General features: G+C 67.1%; 20 protein-coding genes. 7 read left to right on the forward strand and 13 right to left on the reverse strand.

Features of this window, described 5'->3' with window-relative positions; translation table 11 throughout:
- Positions 1–86 precede the first annotated feature (86 nt).
- From hrpB to CK498_RS02935, 3 genes are all read right to left on the reverse strand, one after another.
- Positions 87–2,546 carry an ATP-dependent helicase HrpB gene (gene hrpB, locus CK498_RS02925; protein ID WP_095619352.1) on the reverse strand — a complete coding sequence of 820 codons (2,460 nt, stop codon included), beginning with the start codon at positions 2,544–2,546 and terminating at the stop codon, positions 87–89.
- Positions 2,547–2,550: 4 nt separating this feature from the next.
- Positions 2,551–3,273 (reverse strand): GntR family transcriptional regulator, encoded by a 723-nt coding sequence (locus CK498_RS02930; protein WP_095619353.1) that lies wholly within the window; start codon positions 3,271–3,273, stop codon positions 2,551–2,553.
- 107 nt (positions 3,274–3,380) lie between these two features.
- On the reverse strand, positions 3,381–4,025 hold the full coding sequence (locus CK498_RS02935) for a TetR/AcrR family transcriptional regulator (RefSeq protein WP_095619354.1): 645 nt from the start codon (positions 4,023–4,025) through the stop codon (positions 3,381–3,383).
- 549 nt (positions 4,026–4,574) lie between these two features.
- Between CK498_RS02935 and xdhA the strand changes: the two genes are divergently transcribed.
- The 7 genes from xdhA (at position 4,575) to CK498_RS02975 (ending at position 13,185) form a co-directional block, all read left to right on the forward strand.
- On the forward strand, positions 4,575–6,026 hold the full coding sequence (xdhA, locus tag CK498_RS02945) for a xanthine dehydrogenase small subunit (protein ID WP_095619356.1): 1,452 nt from the start codon (positions 4,575–4,577) through the stop codon (positions 6,024–6,026).
- Complete coding sequence (gene xdhB / locus CK498_RS02950; protein ID WP_095619357.1) at positions 6,010–8,487, forward strand: xanthine dehydrogenase molybdopterin binding subunit; 2,478 nt, start codon at positions 6,010–6,012, stop codon at positions 8,485–8,487. Before xdhA ends, xdhB begins: the two co-directional genes overlap by 17 nt.
- Entirely contained in the window at positions 8,474–9,352 is an 879-nt protein-coding gene (gene xdhC, locus CK498_RS02955) for a xanthine dehydrogenase accessory protein XdhC (protein WP_095619358.1), read from the forward strand. Before xdhB ends, xdhC begins: the two co-directional genes overlap by 14 nt.
- A 37-nt stretch (positions 9,353–9,389) precedes the next feature.
- Positions 9,390–10,730 (forward strand): guanine deaminase, encoded by a 1,341-nt coding sequence (gene guaD / locus CK498_RS02960; protein WP_095619359.1) that lies wholly within the window; start codon positions 9,390–9,392, stop codon positions 10,728–10,730.
- A 218-nt stretch (positions 10,731–10,948) separates the two neighbouring features.
- Positions 10,949–11,938: a cytochrome-c peroxidase gene (locus CK498_RS02965; protein ID WP_095619360.1), complete on the forward strand. Its 990-nt coding sequence runs from the start codon at positions 10,949–10,951 to the stop codon at positions 11,936–11,938.
- Positions 11,939–12,085: 147 nt separating this feature from the next.
- Positions 12,086–12,535, forward strand: a complete 450-nt coding sequence (locus tag CK498_RS02970; protein ID WP_095619361.1) for a GNAT family N-acetyltransferase — start codon at positions 12,086–12,088, stop codon at positions 12,533–12,535.
- 29 nt (positions 12,536–12,564) lie between these two features.
- Positions 12,565–13,185 (forward strand): hypothetical protein, encoded by a 621-nt coding sequence (locus CK498_RS02975; RefSeq protein WP_095619362.1) that lies wholly within the window; start codon positions 12,565–12,567, stop codon positions 13,183–13,185.
- 15 nt (positions 13,186–13,200) lie between these two features.
- Here CK498_RS02975 and CK498_RS02980 read toward each other — a convergent pair whose 3' ends face one another.
- The 10 genes from CK498_RS02980 to CK498_RS03025 all read right to left on the reverse strand — a co-directional run bounded on the left by CK498_RS02980 (position 13,201) and on the right by CK498_RS03025 (position 25,103).
- Positions 13,201–14,196: an adenosine deaminase gene (locus tag CK498_RS02980; RefSeq protein WP_095619570.1), complete on the reverse strand. Its 996-nt coding sequence runs from the start codon at positions 14,194–14,196 to the stop codon at positions 13,201–13,203.
- Between the two features lie 171 nt (positions 14,197–14,367).
- A complete protein-coding gene (gene cydC, locus CK498_RS02985) occupies positions 14,368–16,089 on the reverse strand; it encodes a thiol reductant ABC exporter subunit CydC (protein ID WP_095619363.1) in 1,722 nt (573 codons plus the stop codon).
- Positions 16,086–17,780 (reverse strand): thiol reductant ABC exporter subunit CydD, encoded by a 1,695-nt coding sequence (gene cydD, locus CK498_RS02990; RefSeq protein ID WP_229358929.1) that lies wholly within the window; start codon positions 17,778–17,780, stop codon positions 16,086–16,088. Before cydD ends, cydC begins: the two co-directional genes overlap by 4 nt.
- Positions 17,764–18,765 (reverse strand): cytochrome d ubiquinol oxidase subunit II, encoded by a 1,002-nt coding sequence (cydB, locus tag CK498_RS02995; RefSeq protein ID WP_095619364.1) that lies wholly within the window; start codon positions 18,763–18,765, stop codon positions 17,764–17,766. The genes cydD and cydB overlap by 17 nt, the downstream gene beginning before the upstream one ends.
- Positions 18,766–18,768: 3 nt before the next feature.
- The gene (locus tag CK498_RS03000) at positions 18,769–20,184 is read right to left on the reverse strand and encodes a cytochrome ubiquinol oxidase subunit I (RefSeq protein ID WP_095619365.1); all 1,416 of its coding nucleotides are present in this window, start codon (positions 20,182–20,184) and stop codon (positions 18,769–18,771) included.
- A gap of 293 nt (positions 20,185–20,477) precedes the next feature.
- Positions 20,478–21,293 (reverse strand): phosphonate ABC transporter, permease protein PhnE, encoded by an 816-nt coding sequence (phnE, locus tag CK498_RS03005; RefSeq protein ID WP_095619366.1) that lies wholly within the window; start codon positions 21,291–21,293, stop codon positions 20,478–20,480.
- Positions 21,294–21,338: 45 nt separating this feature from the next.
- Positions 21,339–22,154 carry a phosphonate ABC transporter, permease protein PhnE gene (phnE, locus tag CK498_RS03010; protein ID WP_095619367.1) on the reverse strand — a complete coding sequence of 272 codons (816 nt, stop codon included), beginning with the start codon at positions 22,152–22,154 and terminating at the stop codon, positions 21,339–21,341.
- On the reverse strand, positions 22,151–22,975 hold the full coding sequence (phnC, locus tag CK498_RS03015) for a phosphonate ABC transporter ATP-binding protein (RefSeq protein WP_095619368.1): 825 nt from the start codon (positions 22,973–22,975) through the stop codon (positions 22,151–22,153). The genes phnE (CK498_RS03010) and phnC overlap by 4 nt, the downstream gene beginning before the upstream one ends.
- Positions 22,976–23,053: 78 nt before the next feature.
- On the reverse strand, positions 23,054–24,019 hold the full coding sequence (gene phnD, locus CK498_RS03020; RefSeq protein ID WP_095619369.1) for a phosphate/phosphite/phosphonate ABC transporter substrate-binding protein: 966 nt from the start codon (positions 24,017–24,019) through the stop codon (positions 23,054–23,056).
- A gap of 103 nt (positions 24,020–24,122) precedes the next feature.
- The gene (locus tag CK498_RS03025) at positions 24,123–25,103 is read right to left on the reverse strand and encodes a calcium/sodium antiporter (RefSeq protein ID WP_095619572.1); all 981 of its coding nucleotides are present in this window, start codon (positions 25,101–25,103) and stop codon (positions 24,123–24,125) included.
- Between the last annotated feature and the right edge of the window lie 160 nt (positions 25,104–25,263).

A 25,263-nucleotide genomic window follows, 5' to 3' on the forward strand; every position in this document is an offset into this window, starting at 1 on the left:
GTGAACCAAGGATGCCGTCTCGCGGGTGTCGGTGCAAGACTTTCGGTTAACGCTTTGAACAACAATGTCTAAGCCGAGTTCCACCGTTACTGAACGCGACGCTTGGTGCGCGCCGTGGCCTCGGCGCTGAGAGGATCCTCCGGCCAGGGGTGCTTGGGGTAGCGCCCGCGCATGTCCTTGCGCACCTGCGGATAGCCGTTGGCCCAGAAACTGGCGAGATCCCGCGTCACCTGCAGCGGGCGGCGGGCCGGTGACAGCAGGTGCACCAGCGGCGTCACCCGGCCGTCAGCCAGGCGCGGCGTTGACTGCCAACCGAACAGCTCCTGCAGCTTGGCGGCCAGCAGTGGATCGTCCCCAGCGAGGCAGGGCCGGTAGTCGAGGCGCACGGCATTACCGCTGGGCAACGTCATGCGCTCCGGGGCCAGCACCGCCAGGCGTTGGCGCAGCGTCCAGTCGAGCCTGTCTAGAGCGTCCAGCAGGTAGCGCCCCAGCGGCAGTCGAGGGATTGCCTCGAGCCGCGTGATGCCATCCAGATAAGGGCCCAACCACTCATCAAGGGCGTCCAGCAGTGCCGCCTGGGACCAGTCGGGCCAGGGCTCGCCGAATTCACGCCGCAACAGCGCCACCCGCCCACGCAGCTGGTCAGCCACGTCATCGAAGGGCAGCGTTGCGTTGCGCATCAGCGCCGCGAGGAGCGCGCCGCGAACCGCCTCGGGTGGCAGCGAGGTCATTGGCCGTCTGGCCACCACCAGCGCATCCAGCGCACGCACCTGCTCGCCAAGCAGCCGCCCCTCCTGCTGCGACCACTCGACCCTGTCCTGCCACTCGGCAAGCGACGGAAAGCACGCCTCGAGACACGCCAAACTGACCGGCGCCGCCCGGTAGATACTCGCCGCCGTAGCGTCGCCGTCGAGTTCGGCGGCCACCAGCAGCTCGGCGTGGGCCAGCGGATGGCGCTCAGGCAGCGTCGCCTGACCGCCGCCGGCCAGACGAAAGCGCCCCACAGCCAGTTGCTGGGCAATCCGCTCGGGAAAGGCCAGCGCCAGCAGTTCGCCTAGTGCATCCAGATGTTCGACCGACAGCGACACCCCTGCGCTGCGGCATAGCCGCTTGGCATCGCGCTGCCACTGGCGGTGCTCCTCGGGATGCGCGAGACGCTGCTCGAGGGCGCGGGTCAGGTCCACCTCACGCTCGGCGTCGCGCCCTTCCAACAGCGCCACCAGGGCACAGGCCAACGCAACGCAGCCGCGCTCGGCGGCGTGCTCGAGCATCACCGCCAGGCGCGGATGCGTCGGCCAGCGCGCACAGCGCCGGCCGCGCTCGGTCAGATGATACTGCGCATCGAGCCCCCCCAGGCGCTGCAAAAGATCGCGGCCTGCAGCCAGCGCGGCGGCCGGCGGCGGGGTGACCCAGCTCAGCGCAGCGGCGTCGCTGATCCCCCAACGCGCCAGCTCGAAGGCCAGCGGCGCCAGATCGGCCTGGCGTATTTCCGGCTCGGCATGGGCCACCAGCGGCAGCTCCTCGGCCCACAGCCGATAGCAGACGCCGGGGGCCTGACGCCCGGCGCGCCCGCGTCGCTGGTCGGCGCTGGCGAGGTTGACGTGACGGGTGGTCAGGCGCGTCAGGCCGGTGCGGGGCTGAAACAGCGGCACACGCTCGCGTCCGGCATCGATCACCACCCGCACGCCGTCCACGGTGACGCTCGACTCGGCAATCGCCGTGGCCAGCACCACCCGCTGGCGCCCGTCGGGGTCTGGACGCAGCGCGCGGCTCTGCGCCTCCAGCGGCAGCCGGCCGTGAAGCTCGACCACCGCAGGTGCTGCCGAGCGCTCAGCGAGCACCCCGGCCAGGCGACGGATCTCGGCCACCCCGGGCAGGATCACCAGCACGTCGCCCGCCGCCTCGGCGAGCGCCTCCGCCACCACATCGGCCTGCTGGCGGGCCGTGTCGTGGGGGTGGTGTGCAGCACGCAGTGGGCGATAGTGGGTAATGACCGGATGACTGCGGCCCGGGCATTCGATCAGCGGGGTCTCTGCGCCCAGCAGCGCCTGAAGCGCCGCCACGTCAAGGGTCGCCGACATCACCAGCAGGCGCAGGTCATCACGCAGGCCCCGCTGTACGTCGAGGGTCAGTGCCAGTCCGAGATCAGCCTCGAGGCTGCGTTCATGGAATTCGTCGAACAGGATGCCGTTCACGCCCTCGAGCAGCGGATCGTCCTGCAGCAGGCGGGTCAGTACCCCCTGGGTGACCACCTCGATGCGCGTATGCGGCCCGACCCGGCTCTCGCCGCGCATGCGATAGCCCACCGTCTCCCCTACTGTTTCGCCGAGCTGCTCGGCCATATAGCGCGCCGCCAGCCTGGCAGCCACCCGCCGCGGTTCGAGCAGCAGCAGCTTGCCGCGACGGCACCAGTCAGCGTCGAGCAGTGCCAGGGGCACGCGGGTGGTCTTGCCGGCCCCGGGCTCGGCGACCAGCAGCGCCGTGTTCGACGCCTCCAGGGCGCCGACGATGGCCGGCAGCCGCGCCTCGATCGGCAATACGGACACGGAACTAGGCGGGCTGAGCGAAAATGGCGGCAAGATCGATCTCCGCCGTCTGCGGACGCAGGTCGAGCAGCGCTTCGAGACTGTCGAGATGAGCGTGCAGCGCAGCCCGTGCCGCGCCGCTGTCGCCTGCGGCCAGCGCGTCGCGCAGCCGTGGGTGGTCGCCTTCCAGGTAGCAGGAGGCAAGCCCTGAGTGCTTGTAGAGGGCGATCACGATCGAGGTGCGCAGGATCAGGTCGCTGAGCATGGCGCCGAGGATGCGGTTGGGCGAATGCTTGGCCAGGGTGTGGTGCAGCGCCAGCGAGTGCTCGATCCGCTGCGGCTCGTCACCGCGGGCATGGGCGTCCGCCTCGGCCTCGCATAGCTCGCTCAGGCGCGCGTGCCAGGAGGGGGCCGGCTCGAGCGCCAGCAGGGCCACTACTTCGCCCTCCACCAGGCGCCGCGCGGCGAATATCTCGCGGGTCTCGTCGACGCTGGGCGCACTGACCCGCGCCACCTGGTTAGGCTGCTGGGTGATCACGTGGTCCGCGGCCAGGCGCGTCAGCGCTTTGCGCACCACCGAGCGGCTGACGCCGAAGATGTCGCCCAGTGCCACTTCCGGCAACCGGGTATTGGGCGGCAGGCGCTGCATCAGCACCGCCTGGCGGATACGCTCGACGATATGCTGGTCGTTGATGCGGACGCCCGAAGCGACGTCGGCGAGTACCTCGTCCTGCCAGCGGCTACTCATGGTGTGCTGTCCTCGACGCGTGTCCACGCGCTACGCTCTTGGGAAGTGTCATCCAGACATGATGCAATACGACTGCTGACCATTACATCATCTATTTGTATACAAAGTCAGCCTTGCCGACGCCCGGTGACGCCGCACCCCTTGAGTATCACCGTGCACAGGAACTCGGTGATGCGCTGGTAGTCCTCGTCGCTCAACTCGTTGCGGTCGGTGATGCCCAGCACCTGGGCCTCGAAATCGGCGTAGTGCTGGGTCGACGACCAGATCAGGAAGATCAGCCACACCGGGTCGATGCGATCCATCAAGCCGCGTTCGGCCCACTGCTCAAAGACCCGCGCCCGCGCCTCGACCCAGTCGCGCAGTTCGCCGCGCAGGTACTCCTGCAGGAACGGCGCCCCGCCGAGGATCTCGGCGGCGAATAGCCGCGAGCCGCGGGGATGGTCGCGGGTCAGCTGCATCTTGCTGCGAATGAAGGCTTCGAGCACCTCGGCGGGGTCGTCGTCGACGCTGATATCGTCGAGCATGGCGTTCCAGCGCGCCATCATGCGTTCGAGCAGGGTCACGTAGAGCTTCTGCTTGCTGCCGACGTAGTAGAGCACGTTGGACTTGGGCAGCCCGGCGGCCTCGGCGATGGCCTGGACGCTGGCGCCGCGGTAGCCGTGCTGGGCGAACACCTGCTCGGCCGCCTCGAGGATGGCCTTCTCGTTGCGCAGGCGGGTGACGGTGGATTCGGCCACTGGGGTCGCGGTCATGGCTCAAGCTCTTGCGAATGGAGCCCACAAGCTTGCCGCAGGCGCCTGCGCCCTGCAACGGCTGGCCCCGATAACGATAAGCTCTACGATAGCATCACCCTCCTCTGTAGCATCACCGCTCGAGACTGATCCGGGGGCAAGCCTACGAGGAGGCGCTGTAAATCGTCCCTGAGCGCTACCGATGCCCTGCTGCGCTCTCGCATCCTGCTCCGCTTGCAGGACCGGTGCTGGCCATCCATGGCCAGCCCGTTCGGAGACATGCTCCTCACCCATGGCATCGAACCTCCTCTTCGGCTTGCCCCCGGCGTCCCTCGCTGCGTCCTGGTAGCTGCCCCGTCGGCAATACCCCCCGCTTGGCCTGTCCCTGGCACTAGTCCCTCTAGGCCTAACCCTCTCGAGAATTTTCTGCGCCAGAACCTTGCGCTCTCACCGAGGATGGGCCACGCTTATCCATAGTTGACCATTTGGTCAGAACCCGACAATATCACCCTAGCGTTACCTTGTCAGGCCGGCACGGCCTGGCGAGCACAACAACGAGCGGATCCTGCGATGATCGACTTCTACCTCAACGGCAAGCGTCAGCGGTGCGACGACGTGCCCGCCGACACCAGCATTCTCGAACTGCTGCGCACCCGCCTGGGCCAGACCGGCACCAAGGAAGGCTGCGCCTCCGGCGATTGCGGTGCCTGCACCGTGGCCATCGGCGAACCCGGCGACGATGGCGCGCTACGCTATCAGGCCGCCAACGGCTGCATCACCCCCGCCCACCAGCTCGACGGCTGCCACCTGGTGACCGTCGAAGGGCTGGCCCGCGGCGATGCACTGCACCCGGCCCAGGCCGCCATGGTCGAGTGTCACGGCAGCCAGTGCGGCTTCTGCACGCCGGGCATCGTGATGTCGCTGTTCACCCTGCACGAGGAGCAGCGCCGCGCGCCGGCGCCGTTGAGCCAGCAGCGCCTCGAGGAGGTGCTGGGCGGTAACCTGTGCCGCTGCACCGGCTACCGGCCGATCCGCGATGCCGCCCTGAGCATGAGCGACTATCCCGACACCCACCCGCTATGGGCCGATGACCCCGACCTGGCCAGCAACGTCGCGCGGCTGCGTGCAGCCAAGGCCGCCTCTAACAACGGCGGCCACTATGTGGCGCCGCGCGACCTCGCCGCCCTGCGCAAGCTCAAGGCCGAGCGCCCCGAGGCGCGGCTGGTGGCCGGCGCCACCGACCTGTGGCTGGAGACCACCCAGCAGCTCAAGGCACTGGACGATCTGATCGATGTGCGCCAGGTGGCCGAGCTCAACGCCATCGAGGAGACGCCGCAAGGCTGGTGGGTCGGCGCCGCGGTCACCTACTCGCGCCTCGAGCCGCTGTTCGGACAGCACTACCCCGCCTTCGCGCACCTGCTACATCGCTTCGCCTCCAAGCAGATCCGCAATCGCGGCACCTTGGGGGGCAACGTCGCCAACGCCTCGCCGATCGGCGACTCGCCGCCGGTGCTACTGGCCCTCGACGCCCGCGTCAGCCTCGACGGCCCCAACGGCGAGCGCGAGCTGCCGCTTGGCGACTTCTTCCTCGACTACAAGCAGACCGCGCTTGCTGCCAACGAATTCATCCGCGCCATTTTCCTGCCGCGGCCCAGCGAGACGCAGAATCTCAAGGTCTGGAAGCTGTCCAAACGCCGTGAGGACGATATCTCGGCAGTGCTGGGCGCCTTCGCCTGGCGCCTCGAGGGCGGCGTGATACGCGACGTACGCCTGGCCTTCGGTGGCATGGCGGCGATTCCCAAACGCGCCACCGCCGCCGAGGCTGCCCTCGAGGGCCAAGCGCCAAGCGCCGATGCCTTCGCTGCGGCGCGGGCAGCGCTCGCCGGTGACTTCCAGCCGATGAGCGACGTGCGCGGCAGCGCCGAGTATCGACAGGTGGCGGCGGGCAACCTGCTCGAGCGCCTGCGGCTGATGATCGACACTATCGACGCGGAGGTGACCCTGCATGCGTACGCTCACTGATATTTCGCCCGCTTCCGTCAAGGCGCGCGCCGACCAGCAGGGCCGCAACAAGGGCGATGGCCCGCTGGCCCGCGAGGTCAGCGACGTCACCCGCCAGGGGGCGGCAGGTGCCAGCCGCGCCCACGAAAGCGCCATCAAACACGTCACCGGCCGCGCCGCCTATATCGACGACCTCCAGGCACCGGCGGATACCCTGCACGTGGCGCTGGGGCTGTCGCCGGTGGCCCACGGCCGCCTGACCCGCCTCGACCTGGAGAAGGTCAAGGCCGCTCCCGGTGTGGTCGATGTGATCACCATCGTCGACGTGCCCGGCCATACCGATATCGGCCCGGTGTTTCCCGGCGACCCGATCTTCGCCGACGACGAGATCAGCTACGTCGGGCAGTGCCTGTTCGCGGTGGCCGCGGATAGCCACCAGGCGGCGCGCCGCGCCGTGTCCCTGGCCGAGATCGAGATCGACGAGCAGCCGGCCAGCCTCGACCCGGTGGCCGCCGCCGAGCGCGAGGAGTTCGTGCGCCCCACCCACGTGCAGCACAGCGGCGACTGGCAGGCAGCGCTGAGCGGTGCCGCCCACGTGATCGAGAGCGAGCAGTTCGTCGGCGGCCAGGAGCACTTCTACCTCGAGGGCCAGGCCTGCCTGGTACAGCCCACTGAGGACGAAGGGGTGATCGTGCACACCTCCAACCAGCACCCCAGCGAGACCCAGAAGCTGGTCGCCGAGGTGCTCGACATTCCCTTCCACGCAGTCACCGTGGAGATGCGCCGCATGGGCGGCGGCTTCGGCGGCAAGGAGACCCAGGCCTCGCCGTGGGCCTGCATCGCCGCGATCATCGCGCGGCGTACCGGGCGCACCACGCGCGTGCGCCTGCCGCGCGCCGAAGACATGCGCGCCACCGGCAAGCGCCACCCCTTCCACAACCGCTATACGCTCGGCTTCGATGCCCAGGGCGTGCTGCAGGGCGGCGACATCACCGTGATCGGCGACTGCGGCTACTCGCCGGACCTCTCCGAGGCGATCGTCGACCGCGCCATGTTCCACGCCGACAACGCCTACTCATTGGGCCGCGCGCGGGTCACCGGCCACCGTGCCCGCACCCATACCGCGTCCAACACCGCCTTCCGCGGGTTCGGCGGCCCCCAGGGCATGATGATCATCGAGGCAGCGCTGGACGATATCGCCCGGCGCCTCGGCGAGGACCCGCTGACCATCCGCAAGCGCAATCTCTATCGCGCCGCCGAGGAGCACGGCATCAAGCGCGACGTCACCCACTACGGCCAGCCGGTGGAGCAGCTCGGCCTGCTTCACGACCTGATCGCCCAGCTCGAGCAGAGCAGCGACTACTGGGCGCGCCGTGAGGCCGTGGCCGCCCACAATGCGCGCAACCCGATCATCAAGAAGGGCCTGGCGCTGACGCCGGTGAAGTTCGGCATCTCGTTCACCGCCAAGCATCTCAACCAGGCCGGCGCCCTGCTCCACGTCTATACCGACGGCAGCGTGATGATCAATCACGGCGGCACCGAGATGGGCCAGGGCCTGCACACCAAGGTGTGCCAGGTGGTGGCCCGCGAGCTGGGCCTCGACCTGGAGCAGGTACGCATTACCGCCACGCGTACAGACAAGGTGCCCAACACCTCGCCCACCGCGGCCTCCAGCGGCGCCGATCTCAATGGCCAGGCCGCCCGCGATGCCAGCCTCAAGCTCAAGGAGCGGCTGTTCGACTTCGCCGCCGAGCACTTCGGTGCCGACCGTGGCGGCCTCGACCGCGAGGGCATGCGCCTCGAGGGCGGCGAGCTGATCGCCGGCAGCGGCGAAGCGGAGCGCCGCATCGCCTGGGGCGAACTGGTGCAGGCCGCCTACCTGTCGCGCATCTCGTTGTCGGAGAAGGGTTTCTACTCCACGCCGCTGATCCACTACGACCGCGAGACCGCCAAGGGCCGGCCGTTCTACTACTACGCCTTCGGCGCCGCGGTGGCCGAGGTCAGCGTCGATACCCTGAGCGGCGAGTACCAGGTGGATCGCGTCGATATCCTCCACGACGTCGGCGACTCGCTGAACCCGGCTATCGATATCGGTCAGGTCGAGGGCGGCTTCATCCAGGGCATGGGCTGGCTGACCAGCGAGGAGCTGAAATGGAACGACGCCGGCCGCCTGATCAGCGACGGCCCCGCCACCTACAAGATCCCCGCCTTCGGCGATCTGTCGCCGCTGTTCAACGTCGCACTGATGCAGGGCCACCCCAACTCCCAGGCCAGCATCTACCGCTCCAAGGCGGTGGGCGAGCCGCCGTTTATGCTCGGCATGAGCGTGTGGTCGGCGCTGCGCGACGCGCTATCGAGCCTCGTCGACTATCGCCTCTGCCCACGGCTGGATACGCCAGCGACGCCGGAGCGGGTGCTGATGGCCGCCGAGGCGCTGCGCCAAGGTGCTGATACTCGAGAGACGCAGCATGCACCGGCCTGAGGCATCCCTGCAGCAGCAAGGCACTGCCCTGCCCTGGCACGCCGCACTGCATTCGCTGCAGCGCGAGGCGCAGCCGCATGCCCTGGCCAGCGTGGTCGGCGCGGCAGGCTCCACGCCCCGCGAGCCCGGCGCCAAGATGGTGATCACCGAGGACGCCGTACACGACACCCTGGGTGGCGGCAGCTTCGAGTTCCAGGTCATCGCCTGCGCCCGCGAGGCGCTGGCCCAGGGTGAGTCCGGCACCCGCCTCGAGGCCTTTCCCCTGGGCGGGCGCAGCGGCCAGTGCTGCGGCGGCTATGTGCATGTACTGATCGAGCTGTTCGCCGGTGCCGAGATGCAGGTTGCGGTGTTCGGCGCCGGCCACGTTGGCCAGGCCCTGGTGGGCTTGATCGCCCCGCTGGCCTGGCGCGTGCACTGGTTCGACAGCCGTGACGACGTCTTTCCGGCAACGCAGCAGCCACGCCTGGTAAAGCACCACGCGCCGGACCCGGCCGTGGCGGTGGCCAAGCTGCCCCGCGGTTGCCATGCGCTGGTGATGACCCACGACCACGGCGAGGACTGCGCGCTGGTCGATGCGCTGCTGGCCCGCGGCGACTGCGCCTCCATCGGCCTGATCGGCTCGCATAGCAAATGGGCCAGCTTCCAGCGCCGTCTGCGCGATGCCGGGCACCCACAGGCGCGCCTGGAACGCGAGGTGCGCTGCCCGATCGGGGTGGCCGGCGCCAAGGGCAAGCTGCCCTACGAGATCGCGCTATCGGTAGTAACCGAGCTGTTGACGCTCAAGCCTGCCGTAGCGCACGACGATCGCCGCGGCGTGGCCCCGGACACCCTGCGCGAGGCGTTTGCGCCCCCGACGAACGAATGACGGCCGGGGCCAAGCCCCCGCCCAGACGGAGAACGACATGACCAACGCTGCCCCTTCAGCGGGACGCCTGCTGCGCGGCCCCGTGGTGAGCTTTCTCAACGACCCCGGTGAAGGCGACACGCCGGAGCCGGGAAGCCTGCTGCACCTCGAAGACGGCGCCATCTGGCTGGTCAATGGCCGCATTCAGGCGATCGGCGACTATGCCGAGCTGGCCCCGCAGCTGCCCGCCGGCATCGAGCGGGTCGACTATGCCGGCAAGCTGATGATGCCCGGCTTCATCGACAGCCACGTGCACTATGTGCAGCTCGATATCATGGCCTCCTACGGCCGCCAGCTGCTCGACTGGCTCAACGAGTACACCTTCCCCGAGGAGTGCCGCTTCGCCGAGCGCGCCCACGCCGAGAACGTCGCCGAGGCATTCCTCGATGAGCAGCTGCGGGTCGGCACCACCACCGCCCAGGTGTTCTGCACCTCGCACCCGGTGTCGGTGGACACCTTCTTCGCCGCCGCCCAGCGCCGCGGCCTGCGCATGCTGGCCGGCAAGGTGCTGATGGATCGCCACGCTCCCGAGGCGCTGACCGACAGCGTCGACAGTGGCGTACGCGACAGCGAGCGGCTGATCGGCGACTGGCACGGCAAGGACCGCCTCGGCTATACCCTGACGCCGCGTTTCGCGCCGACCTCCAGCCCGGCCCAGCTGGATACCGTGGGCGGCATCCTGCGCACCGCCCCGGACCTGCACCTGCAGACGCATCTGTCAGAGAACAAGGGCGAAATCGACTGGGTCGCCGAGCTGTTCCCGGACTGTCGCGACTATCTCGGCGTTTACGAGCGCTATGGCCTGGTGGGGCCGCGCAGCACCTTCGCCCACGGCATCCACCTCGACCAGCCGATGCGCAACCGACTGGCCGCCGCCGGTGCCAATATCGCCTTCTGCCCGACCTCCAACCTGTTCCTCGGCAGCGGGCTGTTCGACCGCCTGGCATGCCGCGAGGCGGGCCTCAACACCACCTTGGCCAGCGACGTCGGCGGCGGCACCGATCTGTCGGGACTGGCCACCCTCAAGGCGGCCTACCAGGTCGGCCAGCTGCTCGGCCAGCCGCTGACCGCCTGGCAGGGCTTCTACCGCCTGACCCTGGGCAATGCCCGGGCGCTGCACCTCGATACCCATATCGGCAGCCTGCGCCAGGGCAAGGAAGCCGACATCGTGGTCCTCGACCCCGCCGCCACCCCGCTGCTGGCCCGCCGCAGCGCCAGGACCCGCAACCTCGCCGAGCAGCTGTTCGCGCTGATGATGCTCGGCGACGACCGCAGCGTCTATGCCACCTGGGCAGGCGGTGAATGTGTGCACCAGCGCGACGTCGCCTCTACGCCCTGATAGCCATCCACGGGACTCCGTGTAGCAGGTACATGAGCGTTGCGCTGATTGGGCGGCCATCCACAATGGTCGCCCCTTTTTATGCCTGCGTCATATGCTTGCTTGACCCAGCTCAAGGCACGTTTCCCTGCTGCCCCTTAGCCTGATATGGCACCGCTTTCTCGTCTCTGATGTGGTGTGAAAAACGGATATAGGGATAAGAAGAGGGGAAACCAAACATGCAACACAAGACATCCTGGATCGGTGCAATTGGCGCAAGCGCGCTGCTGGGAATATCGCTCAGCGCCAGCGGCGATGACGGCTTTGCCGACTATCGTGAGCGCTTCGAACCACTGCCACATTTTCCGCCGATTCCTGCCGATAACTCGCTGACCGAGGAGAAGGTCGACCTCGGCAACATGCTGTTCTTCGAGCCGCGCATTTCCGCCAGTGGCGTGATCAGCTGCGCCACCTGCCATAACCCGGCGCTGGGTTGGAGCGACCGTATCCCACGCGCCACCGGCCACGACGGCCAGATCGGCGAGCGCAACACCCCCACCGTACTCAACGCGGGATTCCTCGAATCGCAGTTCTGGGACGGTCGCGAACCGGATCTCGAAGGCCAGGCGCTGGGGCCCATTGAGGCCGATATCGAGATGGCCATGCAGCTCGAGCACGCCATCGAACGGCTGACCGAATTCTCGCTGTATCAGGAGAAGTTCGCTGCCGCCTATCCTGATGACGACGACCCCATCAGCACCGACAACCTGGCCAAGGCGCTGGCCAGTTTCCAGCGTACCTTGAATACGCCGAACTCGCCCTTCGACCGCTACCTACGCGGCGATCTCGACGCGCTCAACGAGCAGGAAAAGCGCGGCATGGCGGCCTTCGTCGATAACGGCTGCGCCGCTTGTCACAGTGGCCCCGCCTTCACCGACAGCAACTTCCACCGCATCCAGGTGCCGGGTTCCAGCGACGTGGGTCGCTACGAGGTTACCGGTGAGGAGCGCGACATGTACCGCTTCCGCACCCCAACGCTGCGCAACGTCGGCGTGACCTACCCCTACATGAACAACGGCGCCACCGCGACCCTCGAGGAAGCTGTCGCCATCATGGGCAGCGAAATGCTCGGCCGCGAGTTCGAGGAGGACAAGATCGACGATATCACCGCCTTCCTGCACACTCTCACCGGTGAGATGCCGGAGTTCGAAGTGCCGGCACTGCCGTAGCACCGTATCGTCAGGACGGCCAGCATGACGATACCGGCTCAGGCCGGTGTCGTTGTCTGAATACCCAAGCAGCACCAGGTGGCGATCTCGGCCCTCGATGGTAGTCTGGACATAGCGCCAATGCCTTTATCCAGCGGAGAATCGCCCATGACCGTCACCCTGGCCTCCCCCCAAGCCGTCGATCAGCCCGAGTGGATTCGCCTCTATCGCGGCTACGCCGACTACTACGGCGTGGCGATGACCGAGCAGACGCTGGACACCGTATGGGGGTGGATACATCTGGAGGACATGGCTTTCTACTGTCGGCTGGCGAAGAACGAGGACGGCCAGGCCATTGGCCTGATGCACTACCGCGCCATGCCGTCGCCGCTGCGCGGCACGTACATCGGCTTTCTCGATGACCTCTATGTCGACCCGGCCCACCGCGGCGGCGGTGCAGTCGACACGATGCTCGACGCGCTGCGTGAAGAAGCGCGCGGCCACGGCTGGCCGTTCGTGCGCTGGATCACCCGCGAGCAGAACTATCGCGGCCGCGCCGTCTATGACCGCCACGCCACGCATAGCGATTGGCAGACCTATCAGCTCGACATCCAGTAAACAAGCGACGCGAACAGGACGTTCACCCTATGCAATGGATCAGCGATCACGCCCCGGCGATCAATGCGATCGCCGGTGTCCTCACCCTCTTCGTCTGGCTGTTCTACGCCCAGCTGCTCTACAACGGCTATATCCGCCAGCGTCGTGCGCGGTTGATCATCAACCGCGGCCAGGGCAAGGACATCGACTCACTCTGCCTGATCAGCAACATGAGCGCCGAGGCGATCTTCATCCAGCACATCGTGGTACGCATCGAGACCTCGCAAGAGCCGCTGCTGCTCGATGTCAGCGACTACCAGCAGTCCAACGACGACGGGCAAACCGAGTATCGCAGCCATCAGGGGCCGCTCTCCTCCGGCGGTTACCTGCATATCGGCACTTTCCAGGCGCTGATAGAACGGGTTGCCGAGGCCTACGATATCCAGCTTGACGGCCACCGCCCCACCGCTGAGCTGACCTTCAAGGCCATCGAGCTGCGGGTGATCGCCATCTACGGCTCAGAGGATCGGCCAGTGGGCGCGCGACGTCGCTTTCTACTGGACGATGACGGCGACGCCTGCTCGATCACCCCGGCCCAGATCGATACCCAACGTCTGGCGAGTCGCCGCGACCGGCGCCTGGTCAAACAGTGGATGCGCAATCTGGAGTAATAAGCTCGGCTTGCTTTAGGCCATTGAATCCAGACGCGCCAGCAGCTCACTGCGCCGCGCGTCGTCCATGAAGGCCACCTCGATGGCATTGCGTGCCAGTCCCAGCAGGGTGGCCTCCGTCCAGCCGAAGGCGCGCTGGCAAGCCAGGAAGTTGTCGCACATACCACCGCCGAAATAGGCCGGATCATCGGAGTTGATGGTCAACAGCAGCCCAGCCTCCAGCAGCTGCGGCAGCGGATGGTCGTCGATGCGCTCGACGACCTTGAGCTTGACGTTGGAGAGCGGGCAGACCGTCAGCGGCATCCGCAGTGCGCGCAGCCGCTCGACCAGAGCAGGATCCTCGAGGCAGCGCACGCCGTGATCGATGCGGCACACGTCGAGCAGATCCAGTGCCTGGGTGATATAGGCCGGCGGCCCCTCCTCGCCGGCGTGGGCGACCCGTGCGATCCCCAGCGCCCGGGCGCGCTCGAACACCTCGACGAACTTCTCCGGTGGATGACCGTGCTCGGCGCTGTCCAGCCCGATGGCGTCGAGCATTTCCCAATAGGGCGCGGCGCGCTCGAGCACCTGCATCGCCTCGTCCGCCGGGCGGTCGCGCAGAAACGCCATGATCAGGGCGCTGCTCAGGTCGAGCTCGCGCCGGGCCAGCCGGCAGGCACGGGCCAGCCCTTCGATCACCGCGCCGAGTTCGATGCCCCGCGCCAGATGCGCCTGGGGGTCGAAGTGCAGCTCGACGTGGACCACGCCTTCGGCGCTGGCGCGGCGGAAGTAGTCCATGGCCAGGTCGAAGAAATCCTCGGCCGTGCGCAGCACGCTCATGCCCTGGTAGTAGAGATCCAGGAACGACTGCAGGTCATCGAACTGGTAGGCCGCACGCACCTCCTCGACGCTTGCATAGGGCAGCGCCACAGCGTTGCGTTCGGCGAGGGCGAACATCAGTTCGGGCTCCAATGAGCCCTCGATATGCAGGTGCAGTTCGGCCTTGGGCAGGCGGGTGATGAAGTCTTGCATGATGAGTTCCTGATCAGGCAGCGGCACGGATTTACTCCATCCTGCGACACTTTGACCGTTTGCGCAAAACCACCCAGAGCGACGCGTGCCAACGTTGGATACCCAACATTGCCGCACGCAGCATCGTTCGGGACTATGCCGTCGCCAGGCCTCACAAGGCGTTATCCGAGGCTAAGTGTGCTTCGAGGCCACCACCCGCCCCGCCGCTAATTGCGTCCAGTCGCTCACCCCTAGCGTCGCCAGCGGCTGCCCCTGCCGCTGATGGCAGAGCAGCAGCAGGCTGCGTCCAGCAAGCCAGTGGTCGAGGCGCGCGGCGATGCGCTCGGCGAGCGCCGCATCGAGGCCGGCGAAGGGCTCGTCGAGAATCACGATGCGCGGCTCGGCCAGCAGCAGCCGCGCCAGGCACAGGCGCCGGGCCTGGCCACCCGAAAGCTGTTGGCCGCCCTCGCCGACCCGCGTTGCCAGGCCCTGAGCCTGCTGCGCCCAGACCTCCAGCTCGACCGTCGCCAGCGCCTGCCACAGCTGGGAGTCGCTGGCCTGGGGAGCGCCCAAGCGCAGATTGGCGGCCAGGCTGTCGTCGAACAGCTCGCCCTGCTGGGTCAGCAGCCCGACGCAGCCGCGCACCTCGTGCAGTGCCAGCTCCGCCAGCGGCTGGTCGTCGAGGGTCACCCGGCCCACCTGGGGGTCGATCAGCCGAGTGGCCAGCTGGGCCAGGCTCGACTTGCCGGCCCCCGAGGCACCCAGCAGCGCCAGCCGCTGTCCGGCCTCCAGGCACAGCGAGACTTGCTCCAGCGCCGGCTGCAGCGCCCCCGGATAGCGCAGCGACACTGCCTCGAACGCGAGGCGAGGCGTGGCCGAGTCTAGCGCCGCCGGCTGCTTGGGGTCGTCTATCGCCCCCTGGGCGGCGCCCAGGGCGTTGAGGCGCCGGGCCGCGGCACGGGTCGCCCCCAGCTGGGTGAAGGCGCTGGGCAGCAGCCCCAGCGTCTCGGCCAGCGCCAGCACCGCCAGCGGCATCATCACCACCAGCGGCCCGCTCAAGACGCCGCCAGCATAGGCCAGGCTGGCCAGCCACAGCACCGCCAGCAGCGTCACGCCAACCCCCAGCCCCACCAGGGCATTGCCGAGTGCCGCACGCCGACCGAGCAGACGCTGATCGGCATACAGCGCCTGCTGGTGCTCGTCCAGGCGCCGACGATGGGCCGCCAGGCTGGTATAGGCGCTGAGCTCGGCGAGCCCCTGGACATGCTCGATGGCGCGGCTGCGCAAGCGGTCCAGGCTGGCCACCCGACGCTGGCTCGCCGCCATGCCCAGGCGCGCCTGCCCCAGGGTAAGCAACATCCACAGCCCCAGCAGCAAGCCGCCCGCCAGCGCCCCCGCCCAAGGCAGGAACACGCCAATCAGCAGCGTCAGGCCGGCAATCGCCAGCAGTGCCACCAGCGGCGGCGCGAGCAGGCGCAGGTAGAGGCTGTCGAGGGTGTCGATATCGGCGGTCAGGCGGTTCAGCCACTCGCTGGCGCGCCGCTTCGACAGCGCCTGGCCGTCGAGGCGCACCAGCACCCGGAACATGCCGCCACGCAGGTCGGCCAGCAGGCGCAGCACGCTGTCGTGGTTGTAGACTCGCTCGAGATAGCGGGCCACGGTGCGGGTCAGCGCGAAGAAGCGAATCCCACCGCCGGGCACATAGACGTCGAGACTCGCCGCCACCCCGGCTGCCAGCAGCATGCCGGTCAGCGCGGTGGCGGTAATGAACCAGCCCGACAGCGCCAGCAGGCCGATACCGGCGAAGGCAGTGATCGCCATCAGCAACGCGCCCAGCGCCAGCCGCCCACGGCGTCGGCCGAGCAGCTTGAGCCAGGGGCGTAGCTCGCGGTAGATGCTCGCCAGCCGGCTCATGGCATCACCTCATCGATGCGCCTGCCGTTCTCGAGGCGTACCACGCGGCCGGCCATTCCCATCAATGCCGGATGGTGGGTGGCGATGACCAGGGTCCGCCCCGCCGCCGTCAGCGCCTTGAGCGCCTCGATGAGCGCCATCTGGGTGTCGTCGTCGACACTCGCGGTAGGCTCGTCGAGCAGCACCAGCGATGCGCCCGACAAGAACACCCGTGCCAGCGCCAGGCGCTGGGCCTGGCCGCCGGAGAGCCCGGCGCCGCGCTCACCCAGCGCGGTGTCGATCCCCGCCGGCAGCTCGGTGAGCAGCTCGCCGAGCCCCGCCTGCTCGAGCGCCCTCTCGATATCCGCGTCGCTTGCCTCCGGGGCCGCCAGACGCAGGTTATCGGCCAGGCTGCCGTGGATCAGCAGCGGCCGCTGATCCATCCAGGCGACCTCGCCGGCCGGCACCGTCACGCGTCCCGTGTCGCTGTCGACGAAGCCGGCAATCAGCTGCAGCAGCGTCGACTTGCCGGCCCCGGAGGGGCCTACCAGGGCGACGCACTCGCCGGGTGCGATGGTGAGATCCAGCGGCCCCAGCACTCGCCCGCGACCGGCAAAGGTGACACTCACCCCATCCAGCGACACCCCCGACTGGCCGTCGCTTGGCTGGCGCCGGGCGGTGCCTTTCGCCAGCGGCACATTGAGCAGCGCCACCAGCGCATCGGCGGCGCCCAGCGCCGCGGCACGGTCATGATAGTGCTGCGACAGGGTGCGCAACGGCTGGAAGAATTCCGGCGCCAGCAGCAGGATCAATAGGCCGCTGAACAGCGTCAGTTGCGGCGAGGGGCCGTAGTCGATATAGCCAAGCAGGCCGAAGCCGATATAGATCGCCAGGACCGCGATGGCCACCGCGGCAAAGAACTCGAGTACCGCCGAGGAGAGGAACGCCAGCCGCAGGGTGCGCATGCTCAGGCGCCGATAGTCGTCGGCGGCGGCGTGCACCTCGGCGCTGGCCTGCTCGGCGCGATTGAACAGCTGCAGGGTGGTGATGCCGCGCACGCGGTCGAGAAAATGCCCCGCCAACCGGCTGACGGCGGCGAACTGCTGCCGGTTGAGGCGCTCGGCGCCGATCCCCACCAGCGCCATGAACAGCGGGATCATCGGCGCCGCCAGCAGCAGGAAGATCGCCGCCAGCCAGTCGAGCCACAGCACCAGCACGGCGATGACCGCGGGGATCGCCACGGCCAGGCGCAGCTGCGGCAAGAAACGCGCGAAGTAGCCATCCAGCGCCTCGACCTGTTCCACCAGCTGGCCACCCAGGGCGGCGCTGTGGCGCCCACCCAGCCGCACCGGCCCCAGCGCCTCGATATGCGCCAGCAGCTCGGAGCGCGCCGCCTGGCGAATGCGCAGGCTGGCTTCCTGGCCGGCCACCTCCTGTGCCCACTGGGCCGCCGCGCGCAGCGCCAGTACGACGATCAGCGCCACCCCCAGGCCGGCAAGCGCCGCCGGTTCGGCATCATCCACCAGCAGTGCGCTGAGCCAGCCGGCAATCAGTGCCATCTGCACGATGGTGGCCAGTCCGACGCACAGCCCCGCGCCCATCGACAGGCCGATCAGACGCCGCTGGCGGGCGGCCAGGCGGCCCAGCCAGCGGCGCGGCGTCAACGCTGCGTCTTGCGGCCCCACGCTGGCGACCTCAGTGATAGCCCTCACCCACCTTGACCTTGCCGCGGAACACCCAGTAGGTCCAGGCGGTATAGGTCAGGATGATGGGAATCACGAACAGCACCCCGATCAGCAGGAACAGCTGCGACTCGGGCGCCGAGGCGGCATCCCAGATGGTGTAGTCCGGCGGCACGATCACCGGCCACTTGCTGACCACCAGGCCCAGGTAGGTGAACAGGAAGATCCCCAGTGTCGACATGAACGGCAGCAGCTCGCGGCGCTGCCTGATCGACATCACCAGCAGCGCCATGCACGCTGCGGCCAGTCCCGGCAGCACCCAGATGATCTGGATATTGCCGAACCAGCGCTGCCAGACGACGGGATTGACGAACGGCGTCCACAGGCTGATGGCAAGGAAGATCACCACCACACCTACCAGCAGCTTGGGCGTCAGTCGGTAAGCCCACTCCTGAATGTAACCCTCCGACTTGAGGATCAGCCAGGTGGTACCCAGTAGCGCATAGCCGATCATCATGCCGATGCCGGTGAGTACGGTGAACGGCGTCAGCCAGTCGAAGGCCCCGCCCACGTAGGCGAAGTTCTCGGTCTCGAAGCCCTGGATATAGGTGCCGACCACCGCGCCCTGGGCGAACGCCGCCACCGACGACCCCCAACAGAAGGCGCGGTTCCACCAGTGGCGATTCTTGCGCGACTTGAAGCGTAGCTCGAAGGCCACGCCGCGGAACACCAGCCCGGCCAGCATCAGGAACACGCCGATATAGAGCGCCGGCAGGAACACCGAATAGACCAGCGGGAAGGCTCCCAGCAATCCGGCACCGCCCAGCACCAGCCAGGTCTCGTTGCCGTCCCACACCGGCGCCACCGAGTTCATCATCACGTCGCGGGCGTCCTCGTCGGGGGCGAAGGGGAACAGGATCCCCAGGCCCAGATCGAAACCATCCATGAGCACGTACATCATGATGCCGAAGCCGATGATCACCGCCCAGATCAATGACAGGTCGAACATTTCCATGGCTCAGCTCCTCTGTGCCGGTGCGGGATCGTCGTCGAAGGGAATATGCGTCGCCGACCACGGCCGCTTGGGCCGCTCGACCTCATCGATCAAGCGCTCCTCGTCCTTGGGCAACATGCCGTTACGCACCACCCGGGTCAGGTAGTAGACCCCGGCATAGAACACCACCGCATAGACCGCTGCATAGCCAATCAGGGTAAACAGCGCCATGCCGCCGGTCAGCGACGGCGTCAAGCCCTCGGCGTGGCTCATCATGCCGTAGACCAGCCACGGCGCGCGCCCCGACTCGGTGACGATCCAGCCAGCCAGTACTGCAATGAAGGGTGTGACGCTCATTAGCCGCAGCAGCTGCAGGTAGCCGCGATGCTCATAGACCCGGCCACCGCGACGCAGCACCAGCCCCGCCAGCGCTACCGCAATCATCACAAAGCCCAGGCCGACCATGACCCGGAAGGCCCAGAACACCAACGCCACCGGCGGTTGCTGCTCAACGCTGACCTCGTTGAGCCCCGGCACCTCGCCGTCCAGATCGTGGGTCAGGATCAAGCTGGCCAGGCGCGGAATGCCGATCTCCAGGCGGTTCTCCTGGGCCGCCTGATCAGGCAGCGCGAACAACAGCAGCGGGACGCCTTGGGCGGTCTCCCAGTTGCCCTCCATCGCCGCCACCTTGGTCGGCTGATGCTCCAGGGTATTGAGCCCGTGGAAATCGCCCATCAGCGCCTGGGCCGGGGTCAGGAACAACAGCAGCCACAGGCACATCGACAGCGCACGCTTGTTGGCGTCCACGTCGCGCCCCTGGAGCAGGTACCAGGCGCTTACCCCGGCGACCACGAAGCCGCCGGTGATGAACGACGCCAGCGCCATGTGTCCGAAGCGATACGGGAACGACGGATTGAAGATCGCCTCCATCCACGACACCACGTAGAAGGAGTTGTCACTGAACTCGACCCCCGCCGGGGTGTGCATCCAGCTATTCGCCGAGAGAATCCAGAACGTCGAGATGAAGGTGCCCAACGCCACCATGATCGCGGCGAATAGGTGTACGCCCTGGGGCACCTTGCCGCGCCCGAACAGCAGCACGCCGAGGAACCCGGCCTCGAGGAAGAAGGCGGTCACCACCTCGTAGCTGAGCACCGGCCCGAGGAAGTTGGCGGCGGCCTGGGAGAAGTTGCTCCAGTTGGTGCCGAACTGGAAGGACATCACGATGCCCGACACCACCCCCATGCCAAAGACCACGGCGAAGACCTTGGTCCAGAACACCGCCAGGCGCTCCCAGGCGGGGTTTTCGGTCTTGTAGAACAGGCCGTGCAGCAAGGCGATATAGGATGCCAGGCCGATGGTGAAGACCGGAAAGATGGCGTGAAACGAGACGACGAAGGCGAACTGCATGCGTGACAGGACGAGCGGATCAAGCTCCATCATGATACTCCCTACGAAGACACTGACTCGTGATCGCCGCGATCGATGCGAAGGGATGGCGGCTCGCCACCACGTCTTGTCACTCGGGCCTGGCAGGCCGTTGCGCATTTCTGTGCGACTGACGGGGCGTTGCAGCCTAAGCCTAGACGCTTGGCAGCGTTAATACCCGTTACCGGCGCCCTATTGCGCCGGCTTGGTCATGTTACGTATAGGAGGCGTACGACTAAAGAAGGTTTCTTCGCTAACGGTGTGTCGCGTTGCCGCAGGGCAGCACACCAGCTCTCGTGCATGGCCTAGATGATGGCGCGACGCACCCGTGCCGACACCCACTCCGAGGCCAGTACCGTGACGAATATCATCAGGAAGATCACGCTGACCTGGTTCCACGCCAGACTGTTGATCGCCGAGTTGAGCTGCAGGCCAATGCCGCCGGCGCCGACCAGCCCCAGCACCGTCGACTCGCGGATATTGATGTCCCAGCGGTAGACGCTGATCCCGGCAAAGGCGGGCATTACCTGGGGCAGCACGGCATAGCTCATCACCTGCATGCGACTGGCACCGGTGGCGTTGATCGCCTCCACCGGGGTCGGGTGGATCTCCTCGATGGCTTCATAGAGCAGCTTGCCGACGAAGCCGATGGAGCGTAGCGCGATGGCGATGATCCCGGCGAGCACGCCTGGCCCGAGGATGGTCACCAGCAGCATCGCCCAGATCAGTGAGTTGATCGAACGCGAGGAGACGATGACGACCAGTGCGGCGCTACGCACCAGCGGATGCGGGCTGGTATTGCGCGCCGCCAGAAAGGCCACCGGAAAGGCCATGGCGATGCCCAGCAGCGTACCCAGGGTGGCGATGTTGAGGGTATCCCACATCGGCTGCCACAGCCGCTGGGCATAGCTCCACTGCGGCGGCAGCATGCGGCTGATCAGGTCGCTGCCCTGGCGGCCGGCGTCTTCGACGAACACCCACATGGTGTTGTCGGAAATCAGCTTCCAGCACAGCAGGAACAGCGAGATCCCTGCCAGCCAGGCGAGATAGCCCAACCACTGGGCGCGGGTGGTGCGCAGGCGCCAGATCGGTTCACCCTGCTCATTGGTCGAAACCGGCATTTATTTACTCCTCTATAAGACGATGCAATGCGCGCAGCCATTGCATCACTGGGTCCAGCGGCGCACGTGGCTGGAGCTGTACTCGCTCAGCAGCACGATGCCGATGATGATCAGCAGGATCGCCGCCGAGGTATCGTACTCGTAGCGGCTGATCGACGTATTGAGGGTCGCGCCGATGCCACCGGCACCGACGATGCCGATCACCGCCGACTCGCGGAAGTTGATGTCCAGCCGGTACATGGAGAGACCGATCAGGCGCGGCATCACCTGCGGCTGCACCGCGTGGTTCATGGTCTGCAACCAACTGGCGCCAGTCGCTCGCACCGCCTCGACCTGGCGCCAGTCGAGGTCTTCGATGTCCTCGGCGAGCAGCTTGGCCATGAAGCCGATGGTGGCAAATGCCAGGGTGATCATCCCCGCCAGCGGGCCGAAGCCGAACATCACCACGAACAGGATGGCGATGATGACCTCCTGGAAGGTGCGCGATACGGTGATGATGCCGCGACACAGCAGATACACCGGCAGCGGCGAGATATTGCGTGCCGCGCCGAGCCCTACCGGGATCGCCAGCACGACGCCGATCACCGTCGAGGTCAGGGTCATGGTCAGGCTTTCCAGCAGGCCGTTGACGATATCGCCGCGTCGGCTGACGAAGTCCGGCTGAGCGAAGGCGGACAGGAAATTGAGCCCGCGGCTCATGCCCTCGGCGACCCGTTCCCAGTTGACGCTGATCGTGCTCAGCGCCAGCACCAGGTACAGCACCACGCCAATCACCAGCAGCCAGCGCAGCCGCGCATCGCCGATCAGCGCCAGCCGACGCCACTCGCCCTGCTCGGCCAGGCGTTCACGTGCAGCACTCATCGCCCGCCCCCCATGGCCAGCGCCGGTGCCGGCGTTACCTGCATGGCATCGTCAGCGTCTTCTTCGCCCTCTTCGTTGCTCCAGTCCTCTTCACCGTAGATGGTGGTAAGGATCTCGGCGTTGAGTTCGCCGGGCTTGCCATCGAAGACGATCTCGCCGCCACGCAGCCCGACGATGCGATCGGCAAACTGCCGCGCCAGGCTGACATCGTGGATATTGATGATCGCCGCCAGGTCGCGCTCGGCACACAGCTCGCGGATCAAGCGCATGATCTGGCGCGAGGTCTTGGGATCGAGGCTTGCGGTGGGTTCATCGACCAGCAGCAGGCGCGGGTCCTGCAGCAGTGCACGGGCGATACCCACCCGCTGGCGCTGGCCGCCGGAGAGCGCATCGGCGCGCTTGTCCAGCGCATGCCCCAGGCCGACCCGCTCGAGCAGCCGAAACGCCTCGATCACATCGGTCTTCGGGTAGCGGCGCAGAAAGCTGCGCCAGAAACCGACGTAGCCGAGCCGCCCGGAAAGCACGTTCTCCATCACCGTGAGGCGATCCACCAGCGCATACTCCTGGAAGATCATCGCCATGGCCCGACGCGCCTGACGCAGGCGTCCGCTCGAGAGCCCGGTGAGCTCGGTATCCTCGAGGTGAATGCTGCCACCGCTGGGCTCGACCAGACGATTGACGCAGCGAATCAGGGTGCTCTTGCCGGCCCCCGAGGGGCCGATCAACGCCATCACCTGGCCGCGTGGCAGCGACAGATGGATGTCGTTCAAGGCCAGATCGCCGGTGGCATAGCGCTTAGTCACCGCGCTTAAGGTAAGCATCTGAGTATCTCCCGTCGCGACGTGCCGCCGGGGGATATGCATCCCCCGGCGGCACGTCCGTCACGTCGTTGGCAGCGGTCAGTCGCAGTCGTAGGTCACGCCGTTAGCGTCGGCAATGGTGCGAATCACCGCCCAGTGCTCCTGGTAGGTGATCGGAATGAACTGCGACTCGCCGGAGTTGGCGAACTCCTCCTCCAGCGCACTGCCCTCCCACTCGAAGGTCTCGAACGCCTCAGTGACCCGCTCAACCAGCTCGGGGTGCAGGTTGTAGACATGGCCATAGGCGGTGGTAGGGAACGTCTCGGAGGTGTAGATGACGTCATAGTCACCCTCCTCGACCACGCCGCGGGCGATCATTCGGTTGCTCACCGAGTTGGCGATGGCCGCTGCGTCATAGTCGGCATTGACCACGCCCAGAATGGAGTTGTCGTGGCTGCCGGAGAATGCCGCTTCGAAGTCTTCATCGGCTTCGAGGCCATACTCCGAGCGCAGCAGCGCCGACGGTGCACGGAAGCCTGAATTGGAGGTCGGCGAGGTAAAGGCCAGGTTGCGACCCTCGAGGTCTTCGACACGCTCGATGCCGCTGCCCGGGTAGGTAATGATCTCCATCTCGTAGCCGAACGAGCCATCCTCGGAGGCCATCATGGTGAAGGGCACAAAGCCCGAGCAGTTGACCGCTACCGGCACGCCACCGGTATTGAAGCCCGCTACATGCAGGCGGCCGGCACGCATCGCCTCGAGCTGGGCCGAGTTGGACTGCACCGGGAAGAACTGAACCCGCTTGCCAGTGACCTCCTCCATGTGCTCCAAAAAACCCGCCCAGACTTCGGCATAAACCGCCGGATCTTCCACCGGGGTGTAGGCAAACACCAGCGTATCCGGATCTACCCACTGCGACTCGTCGCTGGGGGCATCGGCGACCATGTCGCCATCGGCATCGCTGAAGCGTTCTGCCAGGTCGGCGCTGGCCAGGCTCGAGCAGAGCACCAGGCCGGCGGCGCCGGTGCTCAGAAGGGTGCGATACAGTGCATGCGGAAATGCCATGGGAGTGCCTCGTCTTGGTGGAGTCTACGGGGCACCACCCTAGGCGGCGTGGATGACAATCCGGCAACTGTTGCGTGTCAATTTGGCGACACGCCGATGACACTCAGGGGGTCAGTACGTTGCCTACCAGATAACCGCTATAGGCCACGAACAGTGCCAGCAGCGTCGCCCCTTCATAGCGGTTGATACGCCCCGCCCGGCCGCGCCAGCCCAGCGCAAACAGCGCCAGCAGACCGGTCATCACGGCCATCGCCAGCCAGTCACGGGCCAACACCTCGGGAGCGGCCTCGATGGGCGTGATCACGCCGGCGAGCCCCACGACCGCCAGGGTATTGAACAGGTTGGAGCCGACCACATTGCCCAGTACCAGATCGTGCTCGCGGCGGCGCAACGCGCTGATCGACGCGGCGAGCTCGGGCAGCGAGGTGCCCACCGCCACCACCGTCAAGCCAATGATCAGGTCGCTGACGCCGAAGGCCGCCGCGATCTCCACCGCGCCCCACACCAAGATCCGCGAGCTGACGATCAGCAGCGTCAACCCCAGCAGGGTCCACAGCACGCCGCGCGACAGCGACATCGACTGCTGTTCGAGGCTTTCGGCGGTGTCGCTGGCCAGGGCATCCTCGCGGCTACCGCGCTGGCGACTGCGCCAGATGCTGAAGCCGATGAACAGCGCCAGTACCACCAGCAGCACGGCGGCCTCGGTGCCACTGATCATGCCGTCGCGCAGCTGCCAAGCGGCCAGCAGGGTCACCGCGCCCAGCATCGGCAGCTCCTGGCGTAGCACCTGGGAGTGCACCGCCAGCGGCGAGACCAGCGCCACTAACCCCAGGATCAGACCGATATTGGTGATATTGGAGCCATAGGCATTGCCCAGCGCCAGCCCCGGGCTGCCTTCCAACGATGCCAGCGCCGAGACCATCAGCTCCGGGGCCGAGGTACCGAAGCCGATCACCAGCATGCCGATCAGCAGCGGCGACAGCCCCAGGTGGCGGGACGTCGCGACCGCGCCGTCGACGAAGCGCTCGGCGCTCCACACCAGAATCACCAGCCCAACCACGATCGCCGCTAGCGGCAGCCATATCATCATATGCCGTCCTCTTCGTATCCCCGGAGACCACTTGCATCGAACATTCACGATTGAATGTTTAACTGTGGTGTCACAGTCGGCATAATGCCAGACTGGATGGGCTGCACGGCACTAATTCAGTGATTGCCGGCTCACCCCTCGACGGTACCGCTGA

The organism is Halomonas salipaludis (assembly GCF_002286975.1).
Taxonomy (GTDB): Bacteria; Pseudomonadota; Gammaproteobacteria; order Pseudomonadales; family Halomonadaceae; genus Franzmannia; species Franzmannia salipaludis.

Excerpts from the sequence above, each read along its gene's own strand:
- CK498_RS02930 (WP_095619353.1), bottom strand. The coding sequence starts at position 3,273 with ATGAGTAGCCGCTGGCAGGACGAGGTACTCGCCGACGTCGCTTCGGGC.
- CK498_RS02935 (WP_095619354.1), bottom strand. The coding sequence starts at position 4,025 with ATGACCGCGACCCCAGTGGCCGAATCCACCGTCACCCGCCTGCGCAAC.
- xdhA (WP_095619356.1), top strand. The coding sequence starts at position 4,575 with ATGATCGACTTCTACCTCAACGGCAAGCGTCAGCGGTGCGACGACGTG.
- xdhB (WP_095619357.1), top strand. The coding sequence starts at position 6,010 with ATGCGTACGCTCACTGATATTTCGCCCGCTTCCGTCAAGGCGCGCGCC.
- xdhC (WP_095619358.1), top strand. The coding sequence starts at position 8,474 with ATGCACCGGCCTGAGGCATCCCTGCAGCAGCAAGGCACTGCCCTGCCC.
- guaD (WP_095619359.1), top strand. The coding sequence starts at position 9,390 with ATGACCAACGCTGCCCCTTCAGCGGGACGCCTGCTGCGCGGCCCCGTG.
- CK498_RS02965 (WP_095619360.1), top strand. The coding sequence starts at position 10,949 with ATGCAACACAAGACATCCTGGATCGGTGCAATTGGCGCAAGCGCGCTG.
- CK498_RS02970 (WP_095619361.1), top strand. The coding sequence starts at position 12,086 with ATGACCGTCACCCTGGCCTCCCCCCAAGCCGTCGATCAGCCCGAGTGG.
- CK498_RS02975 (WP_095619362.1), top strand. The coding sequence starts at position 12,565 with ATGCAATGGATCAGCGATCACGCCCCGGCGATCAATGCGATCGCCGGT.
- CK498_RS02980 (WP_095619570.1), bottom strand. The coding sequence starts at position 14,196 with ATGCAAGACTTCATCACCCGCCTGCCCAAGGCCGAACTGCACCTGCAT.
- cydC (WP_095619363.1), bottom strand. The coding sequence starts at position 16,089 with ATGAGCCGGCTGGCGAGCATCTACCGCGAGCTACGCCCCTGGCTCAAG.
- cydB (WP_095619364.1), bottom strand. The coding sequence starts at position 18,765 with ATGGAAATGTTCGACCTGTCATTGATCTGGGCGGTGATCATCGGCTTC.
- CK498_RS03000 (WP_095619365.1), bottom strand. The coding sequence starts at position 20,184 with ATGGAGCTTGATCCGCTCGTCCTGTCACGCATGCAGTTCGCCTTCGTC.
- phnE (WP_095619366.1), bottom strand. The coding sequence starts at position 21,293 with ATGCCGGTTTCGACCAATGAGCAGGGTGAACCGATCTGGCGCCTGCGC.
- phnE (WP_095619367.1), bottom strand. The coding sequence starts at position 22,154 with ATGAGTGCTGCACGTGAACGCCTGGCCGAGCAGGGCGAGTGGCGTCGG.
- phnC (WP_095619368.1), bottom strand. The coding sequence starts at position 22,975 with ATGCTTACCTTAAGCGCGGTGACTAAGCGCTATGCCACCGGCGATCTG.
- phnD (WP_095619369.1), bottom strand. The coding sequence starts at position 24,019 with ATGGCATTTCCGCATGCACTGTATCGCACCCTTCTGAGCACCGGCGCC.